Origin of the sequence: Streptomyces sp. NPDC086147 (genome assembly GCF_040702165.1) — a bacterium.
Taxonomy (GTDB): domain Bacteria; phylum Actinomycetota; class Actinomycetes; order Streptomycetales; family Streptomycetaceae; genus Streptomyces.
On the sequence record NZ_JBFBJO010000019.1, the window covers coordinates 25,559 to 44,601 of the forward strand.

The 19,043-nt window shown below is 72.8% G+C and carries 10 protein-coding genes; 3 read left to right on the forward strand and 7 right to left on the reverse strand.

Annotation, left to right across the window (positions count from 1 at the left end; translation table 11 throughout):
* Nucleotides 1-75 precede the first annotated feature (75 nt).
* The 4 genes from AB0398_RS28450 to AB0398_RS28465 are packed head-to-tail and all read right to left on the reverse strand — an operon-like array spanning nt 76 to nt 5,778.
* Complete coding sequence (locus AB0398_RS28450) at nt 76-3,303, reverse strand: acyltransferase domain-containing protein (protein WP_366378495.1); 3,228 nt, start codon at nt 3,301-3,303, stop codon at nt 76-78.
* A gap of 53 nt (nt 3,304-3,356) precedes the next feature.
* Nucleotides 3,357-4,094 carry a thioesterase domain-containing protein gene (locus tag AB0398_RS28455; RefSeq protein ID WP_366378496.1) on the reverse strand — a complete coding sequence of 246 codons (738 nt, stop codon included), beginning with the start codon at nt 4,092-4,094 and terminating at the stop codon, nt 3,357-3,359.
* A gap of 56 nt (nt 4,095-4,150) precedes the next feature.
* Nucleotides 4,151-5,401 carry a cytochrome P450 gene (locus AB0398_RS28460; RefSeq protein ID WP_366378497.1) on the reverse strand — a complete coding sequence of 417 codons (1,251 nt, stop codon included), beginning with the start codon at nt 5,399-5,401 and terminating at the stop codon, nt 4,151-4,153.
* Nucleotides 5,398-5,778, reverse strand: a complete 381-nt coding sequence (locus AB0398_RS28465) for a phosphopantetheine-binding protein (protein ID WP_366378498.1) — start codon at nt 5,776-5,778, stop codon at nt 5,398-5,400. The genes AB0398_RS28460 and AB0398_RS28465 overlap by 4 nt, the downstream gene beginning before the upstream one ends.
* A gap of 302 nt (nt 5,779-6,080) precedes the next feature.
* On the opposite strand from AB0398_RS28465, the gene AB0398_RS28470 reads away from it, so the two are divergent.
* The gene (locus AB0398_RS28470) at nt 6,081-7,592 is read left to right on the forward strand and encodes an FAD-dependent monooxygenase (protein WP_366378499.1); all 1,512 of its coding nucleotides are present in this window, start codon (nt 6,081-6,083) and stop codon (nt 7,590-7,592) included.
* Nucleotides 7,593-7,827: 235 nt separating this feature from the next.
* Nucleotides 7,828-8,091, forward strand: a complete 264-nt coding sequence (locus AB0398_RS28475; RefSeq protein ID WP_366378500.1) for a hypothetical protein — start codon at nt 7,828-7,830, stop codon at nt 8,089-8,091.
* A 218-nt stretch (nt 8,092-8,309) separates the two neighbouring features.
* Here AB0398_RS28475 and AB0398_RS28480 read toward each other — a convergent pair whose 3' ends face one another.
* On the reverse strand, nt 8,310-11,780 hold the full coding sequence (locus tag AB0398_RS28480) for a colicin E3/pyocin S6 family cytotoxin (protein WP_366378501.1): 3,471 nt from the start codon (nt 11,778-11,780) through the stop codon (nt 8,310-8,312).
* Between the two features lie 549 nt (nt 11,781-12,329).
* Here AB0398_RS28480 and AB0398_RS28485 point away from each other — a divergent pair.
* Nucleotides 12,330-14,231, forward strand: coding sequence for an FG-GAP-like repeat-containing protein (locus AB0398_RS28485; protein WP_366378502.1), 1,902 nt, complete (start codon nt 12,330-12,332; stop codon nt 14,229-14,231).
* A 135-nt stretch (nt 14,232-14,366) separates the two neighbouring features.
* Here AB0398_RS28485 and AB0398_RS28490 read toward each other — a convergent pair whose 3' ends face one another.
* Together AB0398_RS28490 and AB0398_RS28495 are read right to left on the reverse strand one after the other, a co-directional pair.
* Nucleotides 14,367-15,098, reverse strand: coding sequence for an alpha/beta fold hydrolase (locus AB0398_RS28490; RefSeq protein ID WP_366378503.1), 732 nt, complete (start codon nt 15,096-15,098; stop codon nt 14,367-14,369).
* A 43-nt stretch (nt 15,099-15,141) separates the two neighbouring features.
* The gene (locus AB0398_RS28495; protein WP_366378504.1) at nt 15,142-19,041 is read right to left on the reverse strand and encodes an amino acid adenylation domain-containing protein; all 3,900 of its coding nucleotides are present in this window, start codon (nt 19,039-19,041) and stop codon (nt 15,142-15,144) included.
* Between the last annotated feature and the right edge of the window lie 2 nt (nt 19,042-19,043).

Below are 19,043 nucleotides of genomic sequence, written 5' to 3' on the forward strand. Positions count from 1 at the left end.
GTGCGGTCGCACGGGTCCGCGAACGGGTGCGGGCGTGCGGCTGCACGGGTCCGTGAACGGATACGGGGCGTGCGGCTACACGTATCCGCGGTCGATCAGTGCGTACAGGTCGTCGTCGCTGTGGTGCTCCGGGACCGGCGCCTCCGCCACGGCCGCCACCACGGCCTGCTCGGCCCCGTGCTCCTCCGGCGCGAGCAGGGAGAGGACGTGGTCGGCGAGCGCCCGCGGCGTGGGGCGGGTGAAGACGACGGTGGCCGGCAGCCGCACTCCGGCGGCGGCGCCGATCCGGTTGCGCAGTCCCACGGCCATCGAGGAGTCGAAGCCCAGGCTCTTGAAGGAGTCGTCCGCCCTCGTCGCGAGGTCGGCGCCGGTCAGGGACGTGTTCCCGGCGCTCAGCAGGGCCGCCGTCTCGGCGCAGACGAGGGCGAGGACCGCCTCGGCCGAGACGGGGCCGGGGATCCCGGGCGCGGTCGCCCGCTCCACGGCCTCCCGGTCCGCCTGACCGGTGCCGCCGGGGGCGGTCGGCCAGTGGCGTTCCCGCTGGAAGGCGTACGTCGGCAGGGCGACGCGGCGCGGCCGGTACGGGGCGAACACCGCGCCCCAGTCCACCGGCACGCCCCGCACGTGGAGTCCGGCCAGGGAGGCCAGGACCTCGCCCGCGCCGCCGTCGTGCCGGCTCAGGCTGTGGACCACCGGGGGCGGGACGGGCAGCGCGTCGGCGGCCTCCTCCATCGCGACCTGGAGCACCGGGTGCGGGCTGACCTCGACGAACACGGCCCCGGGCACGCGCATCAGGTCCTCGACGACCTCGCCGAAGCGCACCATCGAGCGCAGGTTGGCGTACCAGTACGCGCCGTCGAGGGACCGCGTGTCGAGCGGGCCGCCGGTGACCGTGGAGTGGAACCGCACCGCCGTCTCGCGCGGCGCGATCCCCTCGGTGACCTCCAGGACGCGTTCGCGGAGGCGTTCGACGTGGTGGGAGTGCGAGGCGTAGTCGACCTTGACCCGCCGGACCCGGACGCCCGCGGCCTCGGCGGCGGCGCCGAACGCGTCGAGCGCCGCGCCGTCCCCGGCGACCACCACAGACGAGGGGCCGTTGACGGCGGCCACGGAGATCCGCCCCGACCAGGGCGCGAGCAGTTCCCCGACCCGGTCGGCGGGCGCGGCCACGGCGCTCATCCCGCCGTCCCGGCCGAGCAGTTCGACCACGGCCCGGCTGCGCAGGGCGACGATCCGCGCCGCGTCGTCCAGGCTGAGGGCGCCGGCCGCGCAGGCCGCGGCGATCTCGCCCTGCGAGTGGCCCACGACGGCGTCGGGGACCACCCCCAGGGACCGCCAGACCCGGGCCAGCGAGACCATCATCGAGAACAGGGCCGGCTGGACCACGTCCACCCGGTCGAGGGAGGCGGCCGTCTCCGCGCCGGTCAGGACGTCCACCAGGGACCAGTCGACGTACGGGGCCAGGGCCCGTTCGCAGGCGTCGACGGACCGGGCGAAGACCTCCGACCCGGCGTACAGCCGCTTCCCCATGGCGAGCCACTGGGAGCCCTGGCCGGGGAAGACGAAGACCACCGGTCCCGAGGGGCCTTCGGCGGTCCTCCCGCGCACCACCCGGGCCGAGTCGCCGCCCGCGGCGAGGAGTCCGAGACCGGCCAGCGCCTCCTCCCGGCCGTCGGCCAGGACGACCGCCCGGTGGTCGAGGACCGCCCGGGTCGAGACCAGCGAGTGCCCGACGTCGGCCGGTACGAGGGCGGGGTCGGCGGCCACCAGGTCGCGCAGCCGCGCGGCCTGCGCGCGCAGGGCGGGCTCGGAGCGGGCGGAGAGCACCCAGGGCAGGGTGCGGGGGGCGGCGGTCGCGCCGTCTGTCGTGTCGGTCGCGGTGCCGGTCGTGTCGTTCGCCCCGTCCGTCGCGTCCGTCGCGTCCGTCGCGTCCGCCCCGTCCGTCGCGTCGGTCGCGTCGGTCGCGGTGTCGTCCGTCGCGATGCCGGTTGCGTCGGCCGTCGTCGTACGGGGCGGCTCGGGGGCCTGTTCGAGGACGACGTGGGCGTTGGTGCCGCCCATGCCGAAGGCCGACACCCCGGCCCGGCGCGGCCGGTCGGGGCCGCCCGGCCAGGGGCGCGGGGCCCGCAGCACCTCGAAGTCCTGGTGGAAGTCGGCGACCTCGGGGTTCGGGGCGCGGAAGTCCGGGCTCGGGACCAGGTGTCCCCGGTCCACGCAGAGGGCGGCCTTGACGAGGCCGACCAGGCCGGCGGCGGGTTCCAGGTGTCCGACGTTGGCCTTCGCCGAGCCGATCACCAGGGGGCGGGTGCGGCCGGAGACGCGGGCCGCCTCGCGCAGTCCGGCGAGTTCGGCGGGGTCGCCCCTGCGGGTGCCGGTGCCGTGGGCCTCGACGTAGTCGACGTCGTCGAAGGGGAGGCCCGCGCGGTCGAGGGCGGCGAGGACGGCCGCCGCCTGCCCGCTCGGGCTGGGGTCGGGGATGCGGGCGGAGGCGCCGCCGGTGGCGACGCCCCAGCCGCGTACCACCGCGTAGACGTGGTCGCCGTCGGCGAGGGCCAGGTCGAGCCGCTTGAGCAGGACGAAGGCCCCGCCCTCGCCCCGGACGAAGCCGCAGGCCCGCTCGTCGAAGGGGAAGCAGCGGCCCTCGGGCGACAGGGCGCCCAGGTTCACCAGGCCCGTGCCCGCCTCGGGGTCGACGATCAGGTGCACGCCGCCCGCGAGCGCCGTGTCGACGGCGCCGGCCCGGATCCGGTCGCAGGCCAGGGCCAGCGACACCAGGGAGGAGGACTGGCCGGAGTCGGCGCAGAAGCTCATGCCCCGGACGTCGAGGAGGGCGGAGATCCGGTTGGCGATCAGCGCGCCGGACGAGCCGAGCGCGGCGTAGTGGTCGTCCCGGTCGCTTCCGGAACGCGCGCGCAGCCGCTCGTACCCGGAGGGTCCGGCGCCGACGACCACGTCGATCGCGCGGCCCGCGAGCGCGGACGCCGGGATCCCGGCGTCCTCGACGGCCTCCCAGGCCAGTTCGAGGCCCAGGCGCTGGACGGGGTCCATGGCGGCGGCCTCCTCCGGGCCGACGCCGAAGAACCCGGCGTCGAACCCGGCGACGGACTCCAGGAACGAGCCCGCGTCCAGGGTGGCGGCGTCGGGGTGGGAGCCGTGGCTCGCGTCGGCCGCCCGGCCCTCGGGGAAGGTCCCGACGGTCGTCCCGCCGTCGTACAGCAGGCGCCAGAAGTCGGCGGGGTTCTGCACGCCGGGGAAGCGGCACGACATCCCGATCACGGCGATGTCGGCGGCTGTGCCACTCATATGCGTTCCTTCCGGATTCCCACGGGTCGCGGCGTGTGCGGACGGCACCGCCGTCACCGCCAGGAGGTCAACAGGTCCAGCAGCTCGGGCGGGGCGTCCATGAAGTCGTAGTGGCCGCCGCCGACCGTCCGGAACTCGACGGAGCCGGCGTACCGGCGCCAGCCGTCGAGCTCTTCGAGACCCGCGTCGGGGTCGTCGCTCCAGTGCAGGACGGTGACGGGGCAGTCCACCGGGGCCGGTTCGGTCCGCCGGTAGGCGCCCGCGGCGGCGTGGTCGCGCAGGAGCACGAGCATGCCCAGGTCGATCATGTCGGGCCGGGGCTCGATGCCCCGGCTCCGGACGAAGCCCTCCAGTTCGGCCCGGAGCTCGGGCTCGGTCAGGGTGAGCATCCGGTCGCGCGCGGCGTCGTGCGGGGCGGGCTGGCCGGAGACGTAGAGCCGCTCCGGGCCCGGCAGGCCGAGCGCGGCGAGCCGCAGCAGGGTCTCGTACGCGGGCAGGGCGCCCGCGCAGTGCGCGAAGAAGGCGTACGGCCGGTCGAGCCGGGGGGCGAGGGCCTCGGCCAGGGCGTCGGCCAGCTCCTCGTACGTGCCGTAGTGGGGGTGGCCGAGCCGGTTCTCGCGGCCGGGGAACTGCACCGGGCAGACCTCGGCCCCGCCGATCGCGGCGGGCCAGGCGCTGAAGGCGGAGGCCCCGGACCCGGAGAAGGGGAAGCAGAAGAGCCGGGCCGGGTGCTCGCCGGACGACGGCCGGACGAACCACGGCGAGGGCGCGGCTCTGGGCTTGGTCGTCACGGGTGCGGGTGTGGTGGTCGCGGGAGTGGATGTGGACGTGGACGTGGGTGTGGTGGTCACGGGGTCCGCCGTTTCCTGGCGACGACGGGCAGGTGGGTCATGCCCGCGATGAAGTACGACCGCAGGTGCTGCGGTTCGCCGGCGAGCTCGATCGACTCGAAGCGCCGGAACAGCTCCTCGAAGAAGATCCGCAGCGTCATGCGGGCCAGCGGCGCGCCGATGCAGAAGTGCGTGCCGAAGCCGAAGGCGGCCTGGCGCTTGGCGCCGGCCCGGGTGATGTCGAAGGAGTGCGGGTCGGGGAAGAGGGTCTCGTCCCGGTTGGCCGAGCCGATCCACGCCACGACGGCGGCGCGGGCCGGGATCGTGCCCCCGGCGATCTCGACGTCGTCGACGGCGTACCGCATGAAGTTGCAGGCGGCCGAGGTCCAGCGCAGGCCCTCCTCGACCAGGTTGGGCACGAGGGTGGGGTCGGCGGCGGCCTTGGCGTACTGCTCGGGCCGTTCGATCAGGGCCTCGACCGTGCCCGAGACGGTGTGCGGGGTGGTGACGTTGGCGCCCAGGAGGATGCTGTAGCCGTCGAGGGCGATCTCCTCGTCGCTCAGCGGCTCGCCGCCCGGCCGGACGCTCATGAGGTGGTGCAGGAGGCTGTCGTCCTCCTCGCCGGTCGCCCGCCGGTTCCTGACCCACTCGCGGACGTACGTGACGAGCTCGTGGTGGGAGATGGCGAGGGTCGCGGCCTCGTGGCCGACCATGAAGTGCGGGTCGGAGGGGGCCGTGACCATGGCGGTGAGCTGGACGAGCTCGGCCCAGTCCTTCTCCGGGATGCCGAGGAGCGGTCCGGTGACCATCGCCGGCAGGAGCAGCGCCCGCTCGGCCAGGTCGAAGACCTCGCCGTCGAGGGCGGGCTCCAGGAAGCGCGCCACGGTGGCGCGGATGGAGTCCTCCCAGGACTTCACGGCGCGCGCGGTGAGCTTGGAGCCGAGGGGCCGGCGGACCTCGGTGTGGCGCGGCGGGTCGGTGGAGGTCATCAGGACGCCGGCCGCGGCGTCGTCCGTCCCGAGGTGGGTGGGGACCGTGCCGCGCTCCGAGGTGAACGCGCGGTGGTCGGCGAGGACCCGGTGGACGTCCTCGTAGCGCGTCACCGACCAGAACTCCCGGCCGTCCGGCAGGACCTGGTGGTGCAGGGGCGCCTCCGTCCGCATGACGTCCCAGATCCGGTGGGGGTCCCCGGAGGAGTACAGGTCCAGGTCGAACAGGTCGACGGCGTCGAGGTCGACGGCGCGGGCGGGACCCGGCGTCAGTCTCACGCCTCGGCCCTCCCTCGCTCGATCAGCTCGGCGACGCGGGCGGGGGTCTGCGCGAGGTAGAAGTCGCGCACGGACAACTGGACGCCGTGGTCCTGCGCCACCCGCTCGATGATCTTGATCCCGGACAGGGAGTTGCCGCCGAGGGCGAAGAAGTCGTCCTCCACGCCGACCTCGGGGACGCCGAGGACCTCCGCCCACAGGGCGGCGACCTCCCGCGCCCGCGAGCCGGACGCGTCCGGTGCGGTGCCCGATGCCGCGTCCGGGTTCACGCCCGGGGCCGTGCTCGATGCCGCGACCGGGGCCCCGGCCCCGGTCGGTCGTTCCGACGTCTCGTCCCGTCCACCGGTCGGGTGGACCACCTGCGTCGCCGATTCCATTGCCAGCCTTCCGTTCTTCCGCCGACCGGGAGTGCCCGCTCGCGTCGTCCGCGGCCCCGTACCGGAGCCGTCGCCACCCACACGGGCCCGGGGCCCCTGTGCCGTCCCGCCGGCGGGAAACGCCGTCCGGACGGCCGGGGCGGTCCCGCGCGGATCGGTGTCCGCCCGCACCGCGCCGGTGTTCCCGGCGGCGGGTCCGTCCCGGTCCGGCACCAGCGTTGCTCGACCGGCCTGATCCACGTTCAGTGAACGTGGAGGCTATTCAGCGGCGTTAGAGGCGCACTGGAACGAGGGGGATCGACGTGGGACACAGCGGCACGGACGCGGACGTGGTGATCGCGGGCGCCGGACCGACCGGTCTGACGCTCGCCTGCGAGCTGCGCCTCGCGGGCGTGGACGTGGTGGTGGTCGAGCGGCTCGCGGAGCCCTCGGGCGAGTCGCGGGCCGGGGGCCTGCACTCGCGCACCCTGGAGGTGCTCGACCAGCGGGGGGTCCTGGACCGCTTCCTGGCAGCCGGCGAACTCCAGCCGGTGGGGCACTTCTCCGGCCTGTACCTGGAGTTCGACGAGTTCGAGTCCCGGCACCCGTACCCCCTGATGATCCTGCAGTCCGCCGTCGAGCGGATCCTGGAGGAGTGGGCCGGGGAGCTGGGCGTGCGGATCCGCAGGTCCTGCGCGGTCACCGGCGTCGACCAGGACGCGTCCGGGGTGACGGTGGCGCTGGACGCCTCGGACGGGGGCCTGGCGACGCTGCGCGCCGGCCACCTCGTGGGCTGCGACGGCGGGCGGAGCACGGTGCGCAGGCTGGCGGGCATCGGCTTCCCCGGCACGGAGGCGACGATGACGGCCCTGATCGGCGACGTCGAGCTTCCCGACCTGCCCGAGGACTACGTCTGGATCCGGCGCCGCGTCGGCGGGGACTACTCGGCGATCGCCTTCGAGCCGGGCTGGCACCGGGTGATCACCTCCGAGTACGACCGCGTCGTGGACCGCGACGAGCCGGTGACCTTCGAGCAGCTCCGCGATTCGCTGGTACGGCTCGCGGGGTCCGACTTCGGCATGCGCAACCCGCGCTGGATCTCCCGCTTCAACGACGCCGCGCGCCAGGCCGACCGGTACCGCAGCGGCCGGGTGCTGCTGGCGGGCGACGCGGCGCACATCCACTTCCCGGCCGGCGGGCAGGGCCTGAACATGGGCGTGCAGGACGCCGTCAACCTCGGCTGGAAGCTCGCCGCGGTGGTGCGGGGCACGGCCCCGGAGGGCCTGCTCGACACGTACCACGACGAGCGGCACCCGGTCGGTGAGCGGGTGCTGCACAACACCCGGGCGCAGTCGGCCCTGGCCCGCCCCGGCGCGCAGACGGACGCGCTGCGGGAGGTCTTCGGCTCGCTGATGGTCTTCGACGACGTGAACCGGCTGCTGCGCACGATGCTCAACGCCCTGGACGTCCGCTACCCGGCCGACTGCGGCCACCCGCTGGCGGGCCGCCGCGTCCCGGACGCGGACATCAAGGAGGCCGGCGGCGCGACCCGGGTGTACGAGCTGCTGCACGCGGGCCGCCCCGTCCTGCTCGACCTGGGCGCCGGGGTGGCGGCGGTGGCCGGGGACTGGTCCGACCGCGTCGACCTGGTCGAGGCACGCGGCGAGGACGACGCCTGGCCCGTCCCGGTCATCGACGAGGTCCCGACCCCCACGGCCCTCCTGATCCGCCCCGACGGCCACGTGGCCTGGGCCTCCGGGCCCGGGGAACCGGTGGACACGGTCGCGTTGCGGGGGGCGCTCACGAGGTGGTTCGGGGCGGCGGGGCGGGGCTGAGGGGGCGTGAGGGCTGCGGGCCGGCGGGGTGGGGCGAGCAGTGTGCTCTGCTCTTCGGGTCGGGCGCTTGTACAGCGGTAGTGCAATGGGCTCGTAAGGGCTGCAGCTCTCGCAAGATGCGCGAGTCCCAACAAGCTGCTGTCGCCATCGCCTCCGTCATGCTCTGGATGCGACCTTTGAAGACGCTCTCCAGGGCCATGGCGAACACATGGGGCAGAGGGTCTAGCCTGCTCTTATGACCGCAGAAGAACCTCAAGACGTCGTCTGGTCCCTGGACGGATTCAGCAAGGAAGACGAGTTCTTGCGCACGCAGTACCCCATCAGCCGGGACCAGATCGTCCGTCTGCGGGAAGTCATCACTCCTGATGAGGATGACCCCTGGATGCTCTACGGCTATGACGTTCCCTTGTCCGTCTGGCCCGCAGTGGAGGAGATCCTGCACTGCGGACCTCCTGATCCGACGCTGGACTACCAGACCGGTAGCTACGCGGCGGACTGACCGCTTTCCGCGGGGCGTCCGATGACGGCTGCTGGGAGTTCCACCGGAAAAGCCGTCGAGCTCTTCGGCAGGACAGTTTCTTCCACGGTCGGGTGACAACGCCACGCGGCCCGGTGCGTCATGGGTGACGCACCGGGCCGCGAGCGGGGTCCCGTTCCTATGATCAGCCTGCTACCGGCTCGTGACGATTCCGGCCGGGCACCGGGCCATCAGGGGTATTACTTCTCCACCTTACGTGTGGGGTCACGCGGCTTGGTCTGCTTTCCGGTGCGGTAGTCGTACTCGCCCAGGTGCTTACCGTTCTTGTCGTACTTCTCGACCGTGTCGTGCTGCCGGTCGTGCTCGTAGATGTTGCCCTTGGCGTCCTTCCAGCGAGCGCGCAGCCCTCCGCCTCCCTGGACGGGAGTCTTCTTCTTGGCGGGCTTCGCTCCGGGGAAGGCAGGCAGCTCCTTGGGGGTCGGAGCAGGTCCCGTCTGCACCTTCTGGGAGGAATTAGTCCGATTCCTCGCATTGCGCAGGGCGACGTTGAGACCGTCGTCGATGCGAGAGATGCCGTCGGCTGCGCCGAAGGCACCGCCGACGATGAGACCACTGCTGACGGCGATGGCGGGCGCGCCGGCGAGGCACCCCACGCCCGTGAGGCAGACGGCTCCGCCGCCGATGACGCCGCCGACGCCTGCCTCCATGGCGAAGATGCTGAGGGCGGACTCGAAGGCACCGGTCAGGACATCGGTGTTGGTGAAGATCTCAGTGGCGTAGATGCCGACGGTGTTGGCCTTCTCCTGCAGCCAGTCGGGCACCCAGCCCTCATCGACCTCGGGCTCCGGCTCCCCGGCCTCGGCCTCGGCCTCGCGCCACTCCTTCTCGACCTGGCGGAAGGTCTCTTCTTCTTCCCGGTACTTCTTGACCGCGACATCGAACGCCTCCGTCGCCGCAGCAGCGGCCGCCTCGGTGTCCTTTCCTGCAGCGGTAGCGCTCGCTCGGGCCTGGTCGGCGGCCGACCACGCCGATTCGGCTTCGTAGCGGGCATAGGTGGCCGAACCCTGGGCGGAGTTGGCGGACCACACCGCGCGGGCGAGGGCACTTTGTGCGTCCTTGCGCGCCCGATCCGCGGTTCTGGCCGAGGCAGCCGCCTTGTCGGCCGAGGCCTTGGCCGCGGTCGCGGAGTCGGCGGCGTCCTGCGCGTAACCGGAGGCTTCGCTCGCAGAGTTTGTGGCCTGACGCGCGGCCTCGTCCGCTTCGGCGGCGGCCTTGCGGGCGAGCGCGGCAACCTTACGGGCGAGGGCGGCGTCCTTTCGCGCGGTCGCGGCGACGGCTTGCCCCTCGAAGATCAGCTCCTGCACGCGGGCGCGGTGCACCGCGGCGAGCTGCTCCTGGCGATCGGCCTTGAACTGGCCGTTCTGGATGAAGGCGTGCAGGAGGTCCGAGGGGCCTGCGAGGGCGACGCGCGCAGCGGCCACCACTTCCTCGCCCTGCTGGGCGGCGTCGCGCAGCTGGGCGGCGCGAACGCGCTCGTCCTCCTGGCGGGCGAGACGCTCGCCGTCGACGATGAAGGCGCGGTAGGCGTCGGTGGAGTCGCTCAGCAGCGCGGCGCGGCCGCGTTCCTTGACGACGGGCCCGCCGGCGTCGACGACCCGGGCTATGTGGACCCGCATGTCTTGGGCGGCCACCTCGTACTGGCCCTTGTCGAGGAACGCGCGCATTGCTGCGCCACCGGTCCGGAGTGCCTGTTCGGCCCCAGCCCGGATCTTGCCGGACGGCGAGTCCAGGGCGAGACGTTCGACATCGGTACGGGCGTCGTCCTCGGCACCCTTGGCCCAACCGGTGCGGGCGTACTCGGCCAGCTGCGCGTCGGTACCAGCAAGGGCGACCTGGGCGGCGGAACGCGACCAGACACCACCGATCTTCATCGTGGTGATGGCGATCGGACGTGCCTTGGCCGCGATGACGCCGGCGTCAGCTCCGGGCACAGTCGCCTCTGCGGCCAGTCGGCGTTGGGCGTCCTCGAGGTCCGCGACCTGCTTGACGAGGTCGGTCCGCTTCTTTATGCGGGCTTCCTCGTCGGCCTTGAGGAACGCGGCGCCCTCGACTGCGGCGTTGGTGCGGGTGTTCAGCTCCTCGGTCTCGACCTGGCGGGCGAGCTCATAGGTCTTCTTGGCCTTGTCCACCGCTGCGGTGGCTATGTCGGCGGCCGCGGTGGCGGCATTCGCGTGGGCCGTGGACTGGGTCGCCGCGGTCGCGGAATCGCCGGCGTGCTCGGCGGCTTCATCGGCTGCCGCAGCCGCGTTACGGGCGTGGGTGGCGGCGTTGCGCGCCGCGTCACGGGCCTCGTAGGCGGCGGTGGCGGCCTTGGTCGCGAGTCCCTTGGCGGCGTTGGCCGCGCGGGTGGCCTCGGCGGCCTGCTTACGTGCCCGGGAGGCGGCTGCGGAGGCGTCGCCCGCGTGGACACCGGCGTCGTCGGCGTACCGACTGGCGTCGTCGGCGGCGCTCGCCGCAGCGCTGGCGTTCGTACCGGCGCTGATGGCGGCATCCGCTGCCTGTCCGGCGGCGCTGGCGGCGTTGCCTGCCTGATAGGCGGCCTCAGCCGCTTCCTCGGCACCCTTGGCCGCGTTGCGTGCGTCTTCGGCCGCTTGGCGTGACGCGGACGCCTGTGAGGCGTTGGTCGCCGCATCGGCGGCTGCTCCGCGCGCCCGCGAGGCGGCCTGGGAAGCCCCGGCGGCGGCGGCGGCCGCCTGGGCGGCGGCGTTGGCGGCGACGCGGGCGGAGTTGTTGGCCTTGCGGGCCGCACCGATCGCGGTTTCGGCCGCCTTCGCGGCCTGAGTGGCTGCGGAAGCGGCGCGGGAGGCGGCAGCGGCGGCTCGCTGGGAGTCGTCGCGAGCGGCCTGGGTCTCGGCCGCCGCCTTCGCGGCGGCCTCCTTCGCCATCTTGGACGCCTCGACCGCCTGAGCCGAGTCCTCCTTCGCCGCGAGCGTCTCCTTCCTGGCCTGTCGGCCCGCTTCCTTGGCCAGGGCAGCGAGTTCAGCGACCGTGGCGTGTTCCTGGTCACGGTTGCGCGCCACGAACTGGCCGACGATCAGGAACTCGTGAATGTCGGCGGCGGAACCGTTGAGCGCGATCCGACCGGCCGTGCGGACGTTGGTCCCTCCGACGCTGAGGATCTGGGCGAGCTGGACCCGCTCGTCCTGCTCCTGCCAGTCGTAGTGCCCCTTGTCGAGGAAGGCCCTGACGTCCTCGATCGTTCCCTTGAGGGCCTTGCGCCCCTCTTCCTGCTCAATGGGCCCGGCTGTGTCGATGACCTGCGCGACGCGGACACGTTGGTCCTGCTCCAGAGGCGCCTTCCAGCCCTCGGTGAGGAAGGTCCGCAGGTCCTGCGACGTACCGCCCAAGGCGTTCCGCGCGGCTGCGATGAGGCTTTGGCCGCCGACGCTGGCGATCTGGGCGGTGGCCACACGATCGTCCTGATGGGCGGTCTCGGGCGCGACCTGGTCCAGGAACCGCTGGACTTGGGTGTCCGTGCCGGTCAGGGCCACCTCGGCGGCGGCTTTGAGTCCGGGGCCACCGGACTTCCACAGCTCGACGACCCTGCCTCGTGGCGTAGCCGGAACTCCGTCGGCCGAAACGGCGGGGAGGTCCACCGCCCCGGCCGCTGCGGGTGTCGTGCCGAGCAGCCCCGCCACGAGCGCCAGCATCAGCCCGGAACGACCGAGCGACGTGACGACGCCGTGTGTCGTCCGTGGCGGATTTGATCGGCGAATTTTTCGCCTCAAGGTCAGCTCATCTCGTCATCCGGCCGCATGAATACGGCCACTGGGTTCATGAATTTCTCAGGAAGTGCGTGCAGGCTGTTCCAGCACGGGCATCGAGAAGTCAGTCGTCCTCGTCGAAATGGCCGTTGCGACCTCTCGCGCGGTGGTCAGCCGCACACACCCCCGGTCCGAGCAGGCATCTTGCCACAGGTGATCAGAGGTCGAGTAAGCCCGCCAAACCACTACCGCTCGTTTCCGATTCGATCCGCGCACGGACGTTTATGAAACCGGGAAAGGTTGTACGGAAGCGCTGGTGATCCTCGTCACCTCGACCTCATTTGACACGCGGCAATCAACAAGAAATCTTTCTGGAGCATCTGCGCCTGCCGGTACGGCCAGGCAGCGGTGTTCAGCCGTTTTTGCGGCCTCACGGCCGCCTCTGGAAGGATTCAACAGGTGCACTCTCGTGCCACCAGAATGGCCATCGCGACCATGGCAGCCGCCGCTCTGACGGCTCCCTTGGCCGGTTCCGCCGTCGCCGCCGACACTCCGACGGCGGACATGCCGTTCACCTTCGAGGACGGCTCGTACCCGAACGCCGCCCAGATCCTGGCCGAGAAGGGCATCAAGCTCGTTCGCGGTGACGGCAACATCACCCTCGCCGACTGTGACCCGTCCGCCGAGCAGATCCGTGTCATGGCGGTCAAGGACGAAAGCGTCAACCGGCAGGGCACCTACTGCTTCGAGTCCCGTGCCGGCAGCGGTCGTCTCACTCTGGAACTCGACCGTGTCTTCGCCATCGACGCCGCCGATCAGCCCCTGAACGCCGAACTCACCGCCGCCGACGGCACCTCCAAGACCGTCGCCATCGCCAAGGACGGCTACGCGAGCGTCGGCGAGGGCCAAGTGGGCGGCCCGCGCAGCACCCTGATCGAGATCCGGGTCACCGGCCCCGGCGGAACCGCGCCCGCCTCCGGCGGAACCGCCGCCCCGTATCCCTTCGCCGCCAAGATCAACGTCGGCGAGCAGACCGCCTGCACCGGAACGCTCGTCTCCCAGCGCTGGGTTCTGACCGCGGCTTCCTGCTTCGCCGCCAACGGCAAGCCCGCGGCCGGCAAGCCCGCCATCGCCACCACCGTCACCGTCGGCCGTACCGACCTGGCGCAGATCACAGTCGGCGCCACCCGGGCCGCGGTCGAGCTCGTTCCGCACCCCAACCGGGACCTTGTCCTGGTCAAGCTCGCGACCGGCGTGACCGGTGTGAAGCCGGTCGCTCTGGCCTCCACCCCGGTGACCGCCAGCCAGGCCGTCACCGCCGCCGGTTTCGGCCGCACGATGACCGAGTGGGTCCCCAACAAGCTGCACGCCGGCGCGTTCAACGCCACCGGTGACGGCACCGCGGATCTCGCTCTCACCCCCGCTGCCGACACCGGCATCTGCCAGGGTGACGGCGGAGGCCCCGTCCTGCGTACCAACGGCACCACCCAGGAACTGATCGCCGTCGCCAGCAAGTCCTGGAACAAGGGATGCCTGGGTGCCCCGGCGGAAGAAACCCGTACCGGGGCCGTCGCCACCCGCGTCGACGACATCCGCACCTGGATCACCGGCACCGCCAACCTCGTCCCCGGTGACATGACCGGTGACAACAAGCCCGACCTCGTCGCGGTCGAGGACACCGGGAAGCTCTTCATCTACCCCGGCACCGGCACCGGTGCGCTCGGCGCCCGGATCCAGATCGGCACCGGCGGCTGGAGCGGCGCCTCGGTGGCGCACCGCGGTGACTGGACCGGCGACGGCATGGAGGACGTCGTCGCCGTCGTCGGCGGCGAGCTGATGGTCTACCCCAACCGCGGTGACGGCACCCTCGCGGCCCCGGTCAAGATCGGCACCCTGCCCACCAGCGCCCAGATCGTCGTTCCCGGTGACGTCAACAAGGACGGACACCCCGACGTCGTCGCCGCCTACGACAACAAGCTCTACCTGTACAACGGCACCAGCGGCGCCAAGCCGGCCGTCGCCGCCCCGATCACCATCGGCACCGGCGGCTGGGGCGTCATGGACCTCGCCGCGCCCGGCGACGCCAACAAGGACGGCCGCGTCGACCTGCTGGCCCGCGACACCCGTGACGGCATCCTGTACCACTACGCCGGACTGCCCGACGGAAAGAACTTCAGCGAGCGCACCGAATACGGCCGCGGCTACACCACCTCCTTCCGGCCCCTGATCGCCGGTGCCGCCGACGCCGACCGCAACGGCGTCGCCGACACGTGGACCACCACGAACGAGGGCACCCTGAGGTTCTACAAGGGCGGCGCCGACATCCACGGCCCGATCGACGGCTCGAGCGTCGAGGTCGGCAGCGGCGGCTGGCACACCATCCAGTCCCTCAGCTGACCCGGGGCCCGGCCGAGTGCGGCCGGGCGCCCGACCGCCGGAAGGCCGTCCGTGGACGGCACCGGCACAGGTGCCTGGACGGCACGTGGGATCCGATCCCACGTGCCGTCCAGGCATTCCGGCCTCCGGCCGCCCCTAGCGACCCCCCGCGCAAGCCGCCCCGATCGCGTCCAGCACCTCGCGCCCCGCGTCGACCAGGTACATGTGGTCGCCGGGGAACTCGACGTAGTCGAAGGACGCGGTGGTGGCCGCGTGCCACTGGCGGGCCTCCTCGGACGTGACCAGGCCGTCGACGGCGCCCCGCAGCGAGGTGATCGGCACGGGGAGCGGGTCGTCCGTGGTCGGGACGTAGTTCTCGTGCATCTCGCAGTCGGCCTGGAGCACCGGAAGGATCAGCTCGCGCATCTCCGGGTGGTCCAGGGCCTCGTGGCGGAAGCCCGCGAACTCCTCGACCCGGGCGAGGAACTCCTCGTCCTCCAGGCCCGAGGCCCGCCGTTCGCGCTGGGTCCACGGCCCCGGGGAGCCGCTGACGACCAGCCGTTCGACGCGCACGCCGCGCGCGCCCAGCAGGTGCGCGAGCTCGTAGGCGAGGACGGCGCCCAGGCTGTGCCCGAACAGCACGGCCCGGGAGCCCTCGCCGAGGTCGGCGACGATCTCGTCGATCGCGCCCTTCGCGGCCTCCTGGACGTTCCGGTACGGCTCCTCCAGGATCCGCCGCTCCCGGCCGGGCAGCTCGACGGACGTCACCCGCCAGCGGCCCGCGGCCAGGTCGCGCCACGGGTGGAAGAACGACGGTCCGGCCCCTGCGAACGGCACGCACAGCAGCGTCGGGGCCCCGTCTTCCGCGGACTTGCCGGGGTCTGTCATTCCGGCTCACCTCTCTCCATCGTTTCGGTCGTTCGCCGGGCGGCTACGCGAGTTTGCGGCCGAGGACCTCGAACATCTGGGCCACCGGGGCCGGCATGTGCATCTCGTGGTGCGTGACGCGCACGTCGTGCACCTCCAGGGAGCCGAGGACGTACGGGCGCCACAGGTGCGCGTACGAGGTGTCCTCCAGCGTGGCGTTGAAATACACCACGTCGCCGCGGTAGACGGGCGACTCGTAATCCATCATCAGGGCCGTGTTGTTGGCCAGGATCCGCGCCATGGTGTCGAGGAACTCCTGCCGGTTCCCGGTGCGGATGTACTGGCCGAAGTCGTCCTCCAGCTCCGCCCGGAAGTCCGAGGAGTCCTTGCCGGCGTGGACCTCGGCGAACCCGTGGCCGCCGGGCTGGGCGTCCAGGATCGCCACCAGGGCGACCTCGTGGCCGCGCCGGTCGAGCGCGTCGGCGACGGCCTGCACGACGGAGCCGCCGTAGGACCAGCCGATCAGGTTGTAGGGGCCCTCCGGCTGCACCCGGAGTATCTGGGTGACGTAGTCCTCGACCATCTCCCGCACCGAGGCCGCCGGCGTCTCCACGCCGTCGGAGCCCCGGGACTGCAGGGCGTAGGCGGCCCGGTCCGGCAGGTGCAGGACGAAGCTGTAGTACGCCCAGCCGAGCCCGCCGCCGCCGTGGAAGAACCACACCGGGGGCTTGCCCGTGCCCGGGTCGGCGTTCAGGGGCAGCACGACCGCGAAGGAGTCGGCGTCGTCGTCGGGGACGCCGCCGGCGAGCATCAGCGCGGCCAGCTCGGCTGCCGTGGGGTAGCGGATGATGGTCCGGATGGGGATGTCGATGTCGAACTCGTTGCGGACGCGGACGCTGAGCCGGGTGGCCAGCAGCGAGTGCCCGCCGAGGGCGAAGAAGCCGTCGTCGATGCCGACCTTCTCGCGGCCGAGGAGTTCGCCGAAGAGTTCGCACAGCCGCTTCTCGTAGGCGTTGCGCGGGGCCCGGCCGGCCTCGGCGTGCGCGTCCTCGGAGGGGAGGGCGCGCCGGTCGAGCTTGCCGTTCGGGGTCAGCGGGATGTGCGGCAGCGGGACCACGGCGGACGGCACCATGTAGTCCGGCAGGCGCTCGCGCAGGTACGCGGTCAGGGCGTCGAGCCCGGCGGTGTCGAAGGCGGCGTCCGGCTGGGGGACGACGTAGCCGACGAGGCGCTTGTCGCCGTCCTGGTTCTCGCGGACCAGGACCGCGGACTGCGCCACGCCCGGGTGTCCGGCCAGGGCGTGCTCGATCTCGCCGAGCTCGATCCGGAAGCCGCGGACCTTGACCTGGGAGTCGGCGCGGCCCACGTACTCCAGCTGTCCGCCCCGGGCCCGGCGGACCAGGTCGCCGCTGCGGTACATCCGCTCGCCGGGCGCGCCGAAGGGGCAGGCCACGAAGCGCCCGGAGGTCAGTCCGGGGCGGCCGTGGTAGCCGCGGGCCAGGCCGTAGCCGGCCACGTACAGCTCCCCGGTGACGCCGTCGGGCACCGGCCTGAGGTCGGCGTCCAGGACGTGGGCGCGCAGCCCGGGGACGGCCGGGCCGATCACACTGGCCCGGTGCCGGGCGGCGAAGTCCGCGTCCAGGTCGACGCGGGTGACGTGCACGGTGGTCTCGGTGATGCCGTACATGTTCACCAGGACCGGCGCGTCGGAGGGGTGCCGGGCGTACCAGTCGGTGAGGCGGTGCAGGTCGAGGGCCTCGCCGCCGAAGACCACGTACCGCAGGGCCAGTTCCCGGCCGGGCTCCTCGGCGTCGGCCTGGACGAGCTGGTAGAAGGCGGAGGGCGTCTGGTTGAGGACGGTGACGCGCTCGCGGTCCAGCAGCCGCAGGAAGTCGGCCGGGGAGCGGGAGACGTCGTACGGGACCACGACCAGGCGCCCGCCGTGCAGCAGCGGGCCCCACAGCTCCCAGACCGAGAAGTCGAAGGCGTAGGAGTGGAAGAGGGTCCACACGTCGTCCGCGCCGAAGCCGAAGTCCCGGGTGGCCTCGAAGAGGCCGACGACGTTGCGGTGCGGGATCAGAACGCCCTTGGGGCGGCCGGTCGAACCGGAGGTGTAGATCACGTACGCCGGGTGGTCGGCCGACAGGGGCGCGCGGCGCTCGGCGTCGGTGAGGTCGGCGCCGGACGCGGCCGGGTCGTCGTCCTCCTCGTCCTCGTCGAGGTGGACGAGGGGCAGGCCGCCGGCGAGGTCCCGGGCGGCGGTGTCGGCGCTCGTGGTCACGAACAGGACGGGCCGGGCGTCCTCGACGATGTGGGCGACGCGGTCGGCCGGGGAGTCCGGGTCGACGGGCAGGTAGGCGCCGCCCGCCTTGAGCACGGCGAGGAGGGCGACGACCAGGTCGGCCGAGCGCTCCAGGCGGACGCCGACCAGGGACTCGGGGCCCACGCCCCGGGCGACCAGGCGCCGGGCGAGCCGGTTGGCGCGGGCGTTGAGCCCGCCGTACGTGAGGGAGGCGCCCTCGAAGACGACGGCGGTCTCGGCGGGCCGCAGCGCCGCCTGCCGTTCGAAGAGCTCGACCAGGGTGGTGTCGGGGACGGCGGGGGCGGCCCCGGCGGCCCGTTCGAGCTCCGTCCGCTCCCCCGCGGTCAGCACGTCGACGTCGCCGACGCGCATGCCGGGGTCGGCGGCGAGCTGCTCCAGGACCCGGGCGAGGCGGGCGGCGATCAGTTCGGCGGTCTCGCGGTCGAACAGGTCGGTGGCGTACTGGAGGTCGCCGCGCAGCGCGCCCTCGGCGTCCAGGGCCATGAAGAAGGTGAGGTCGACCATGGCGGTGGAGGGGATGGCCTGCTCGAAGCCCATGGTGAGGCCGGGGAGTCCGAGCTCGGGCTTCTCGTAGCTCTGCCAGGAGAAGATCACCTGGAACAGCGGCTGGTAGGCCGCCGAGCGGTCGGGGTTGATGGTCTCGACGACGACGTCGAAGGGCACGTCCTGGTTCTCGTACGCCGTCAGCGACTTGTCGCGGACCTGGGCGAGCAGCTCGGTGAAGACCGGATTGCCGGAGAGGTCGGCGCGCAGGACCTGGGTGTTGACGAAGCAGCCGATCAGGTCGGTGAGCGCCTCGTCGGTGCGTCCGGCGATCGGCGAGCCGATCGTCACGTCGTCGCCGCCGCCGAGCTTGCGCAGCAGCACGGCGAGCGCGGCCTGGAGGACCATCGACAGGGAGGTGCCGCGCTCCTGGGCGAGCCTCTGGAGGCCGGCGGCCACCCCGGGCCCGACGGCGAGGCCGACCCGGTCGCCGTGCGAGCCGGCCTCGGCGGGCCGGGGCCGGTCGAGCGGCAGGTCGATCGGCTGCGGGACCCCGTCGAGCTCCTTGCGCCAGTACTCGACCTGGGCGGCCGCGAGGCTCTCCGGGTCGGACACCTCGCCGAGGACGTCGCGCTGCCAGAGGGCGTAGTCCTTGTACTGCACGGGCAGCGGCTCCCAGTCGGGTGCCGCGCCCTCCTTGCGGGCGGTGTAGGCCCGGATCAGGTCGCGCATCATCGGCGCGCTGGAGCTGCCGTCGGAGGCGATGTGGTGGATGACCAGGACGAGGACGTGCTCCTCGGCGGAGCGGCGCAGCAGGCTCGCCCTGAGGGGGAGTTCGGCCGACAGGTCGAAGCGGTGGGCGACGGCCTCGTCGACGGCGGCGGCGAGGTCGTCGGGCGCCGCCTCGGCGAGGCGCAGGCCGGGCGCGGCCTCCTCCGGGGAGAGCAGCACCGAGTACGGTTCGCCCCGCTCGTCGGTGCGGTAGACGGTGCGCAGGATCTCGTGCCGTTCGGCGAGGTCGCGCACGGCCGCGCCGAGGGCGGCCGCGTCCAGGTCGCCGGTGAGCCGGAACGCCGCCGAGATGTTGTAGGTGGCCGCCCCGCCTTCGAGCTGGTGCAGAAGCCACATGCGGCGCTGTGCGTAGGACAGGGGAATCATCG

Excerpts from the sequence above, each read along its gene's own strand:
- AB0398_RS28450 (WP_366378495.1), bottom strand. The coding sequence starts at position 3,303 with ATGAGTGGCACAGCCGCCGACATCGCCGTGATCGGGATGTCGTGCCGC.
- AB0398_RS28465 (WP_366378498.1), bottom strand. The coding sequence starts at position 5,778 with ATGGAATCGGCGACGCAGGTGGTCCACCCGACCGGTGGACGGGACGAG.
- AB0398_RS28475 (WP_366378500.1), top strand. The coding sequence starts at position 7,828 with ATGACCGCAGAAGAACCTCAAGACGTCGTCTGGTCCCTGGACGGATTC.
- AB0398_RS28480 (WP_366378501.1), bottom strand. The coding sequence starts at position 11,780 with ATGCTGGCGCTCGTGGCGGGGCTGCTCGGCACGACACCCGCAGCGGCC.
- AB0398_RS28485 (WP_366378502.1), top strand. The coding sequence starts at position 12,330 with ATGGCAGCCGCCGCTCTGACGGCTCCCTTGGCCGGTTCCGCCGTCGCC.
- AB0398_RS28490 (WP_366378503.1), bottom strand. The coding sequence starts at position 15,098 with ATGACAGACCCCGGCAAGTCCGCGGAAGACGGGGCCCCGACGCTGCTG.
- AB0398_RS28495 (WP_366378504.1), bottom strand. The coding sequence starts at position 19,041 with ATGATTCCCCTGTCCTACGCACAGCGCCGCATGTGGCTTCTGCACCAG.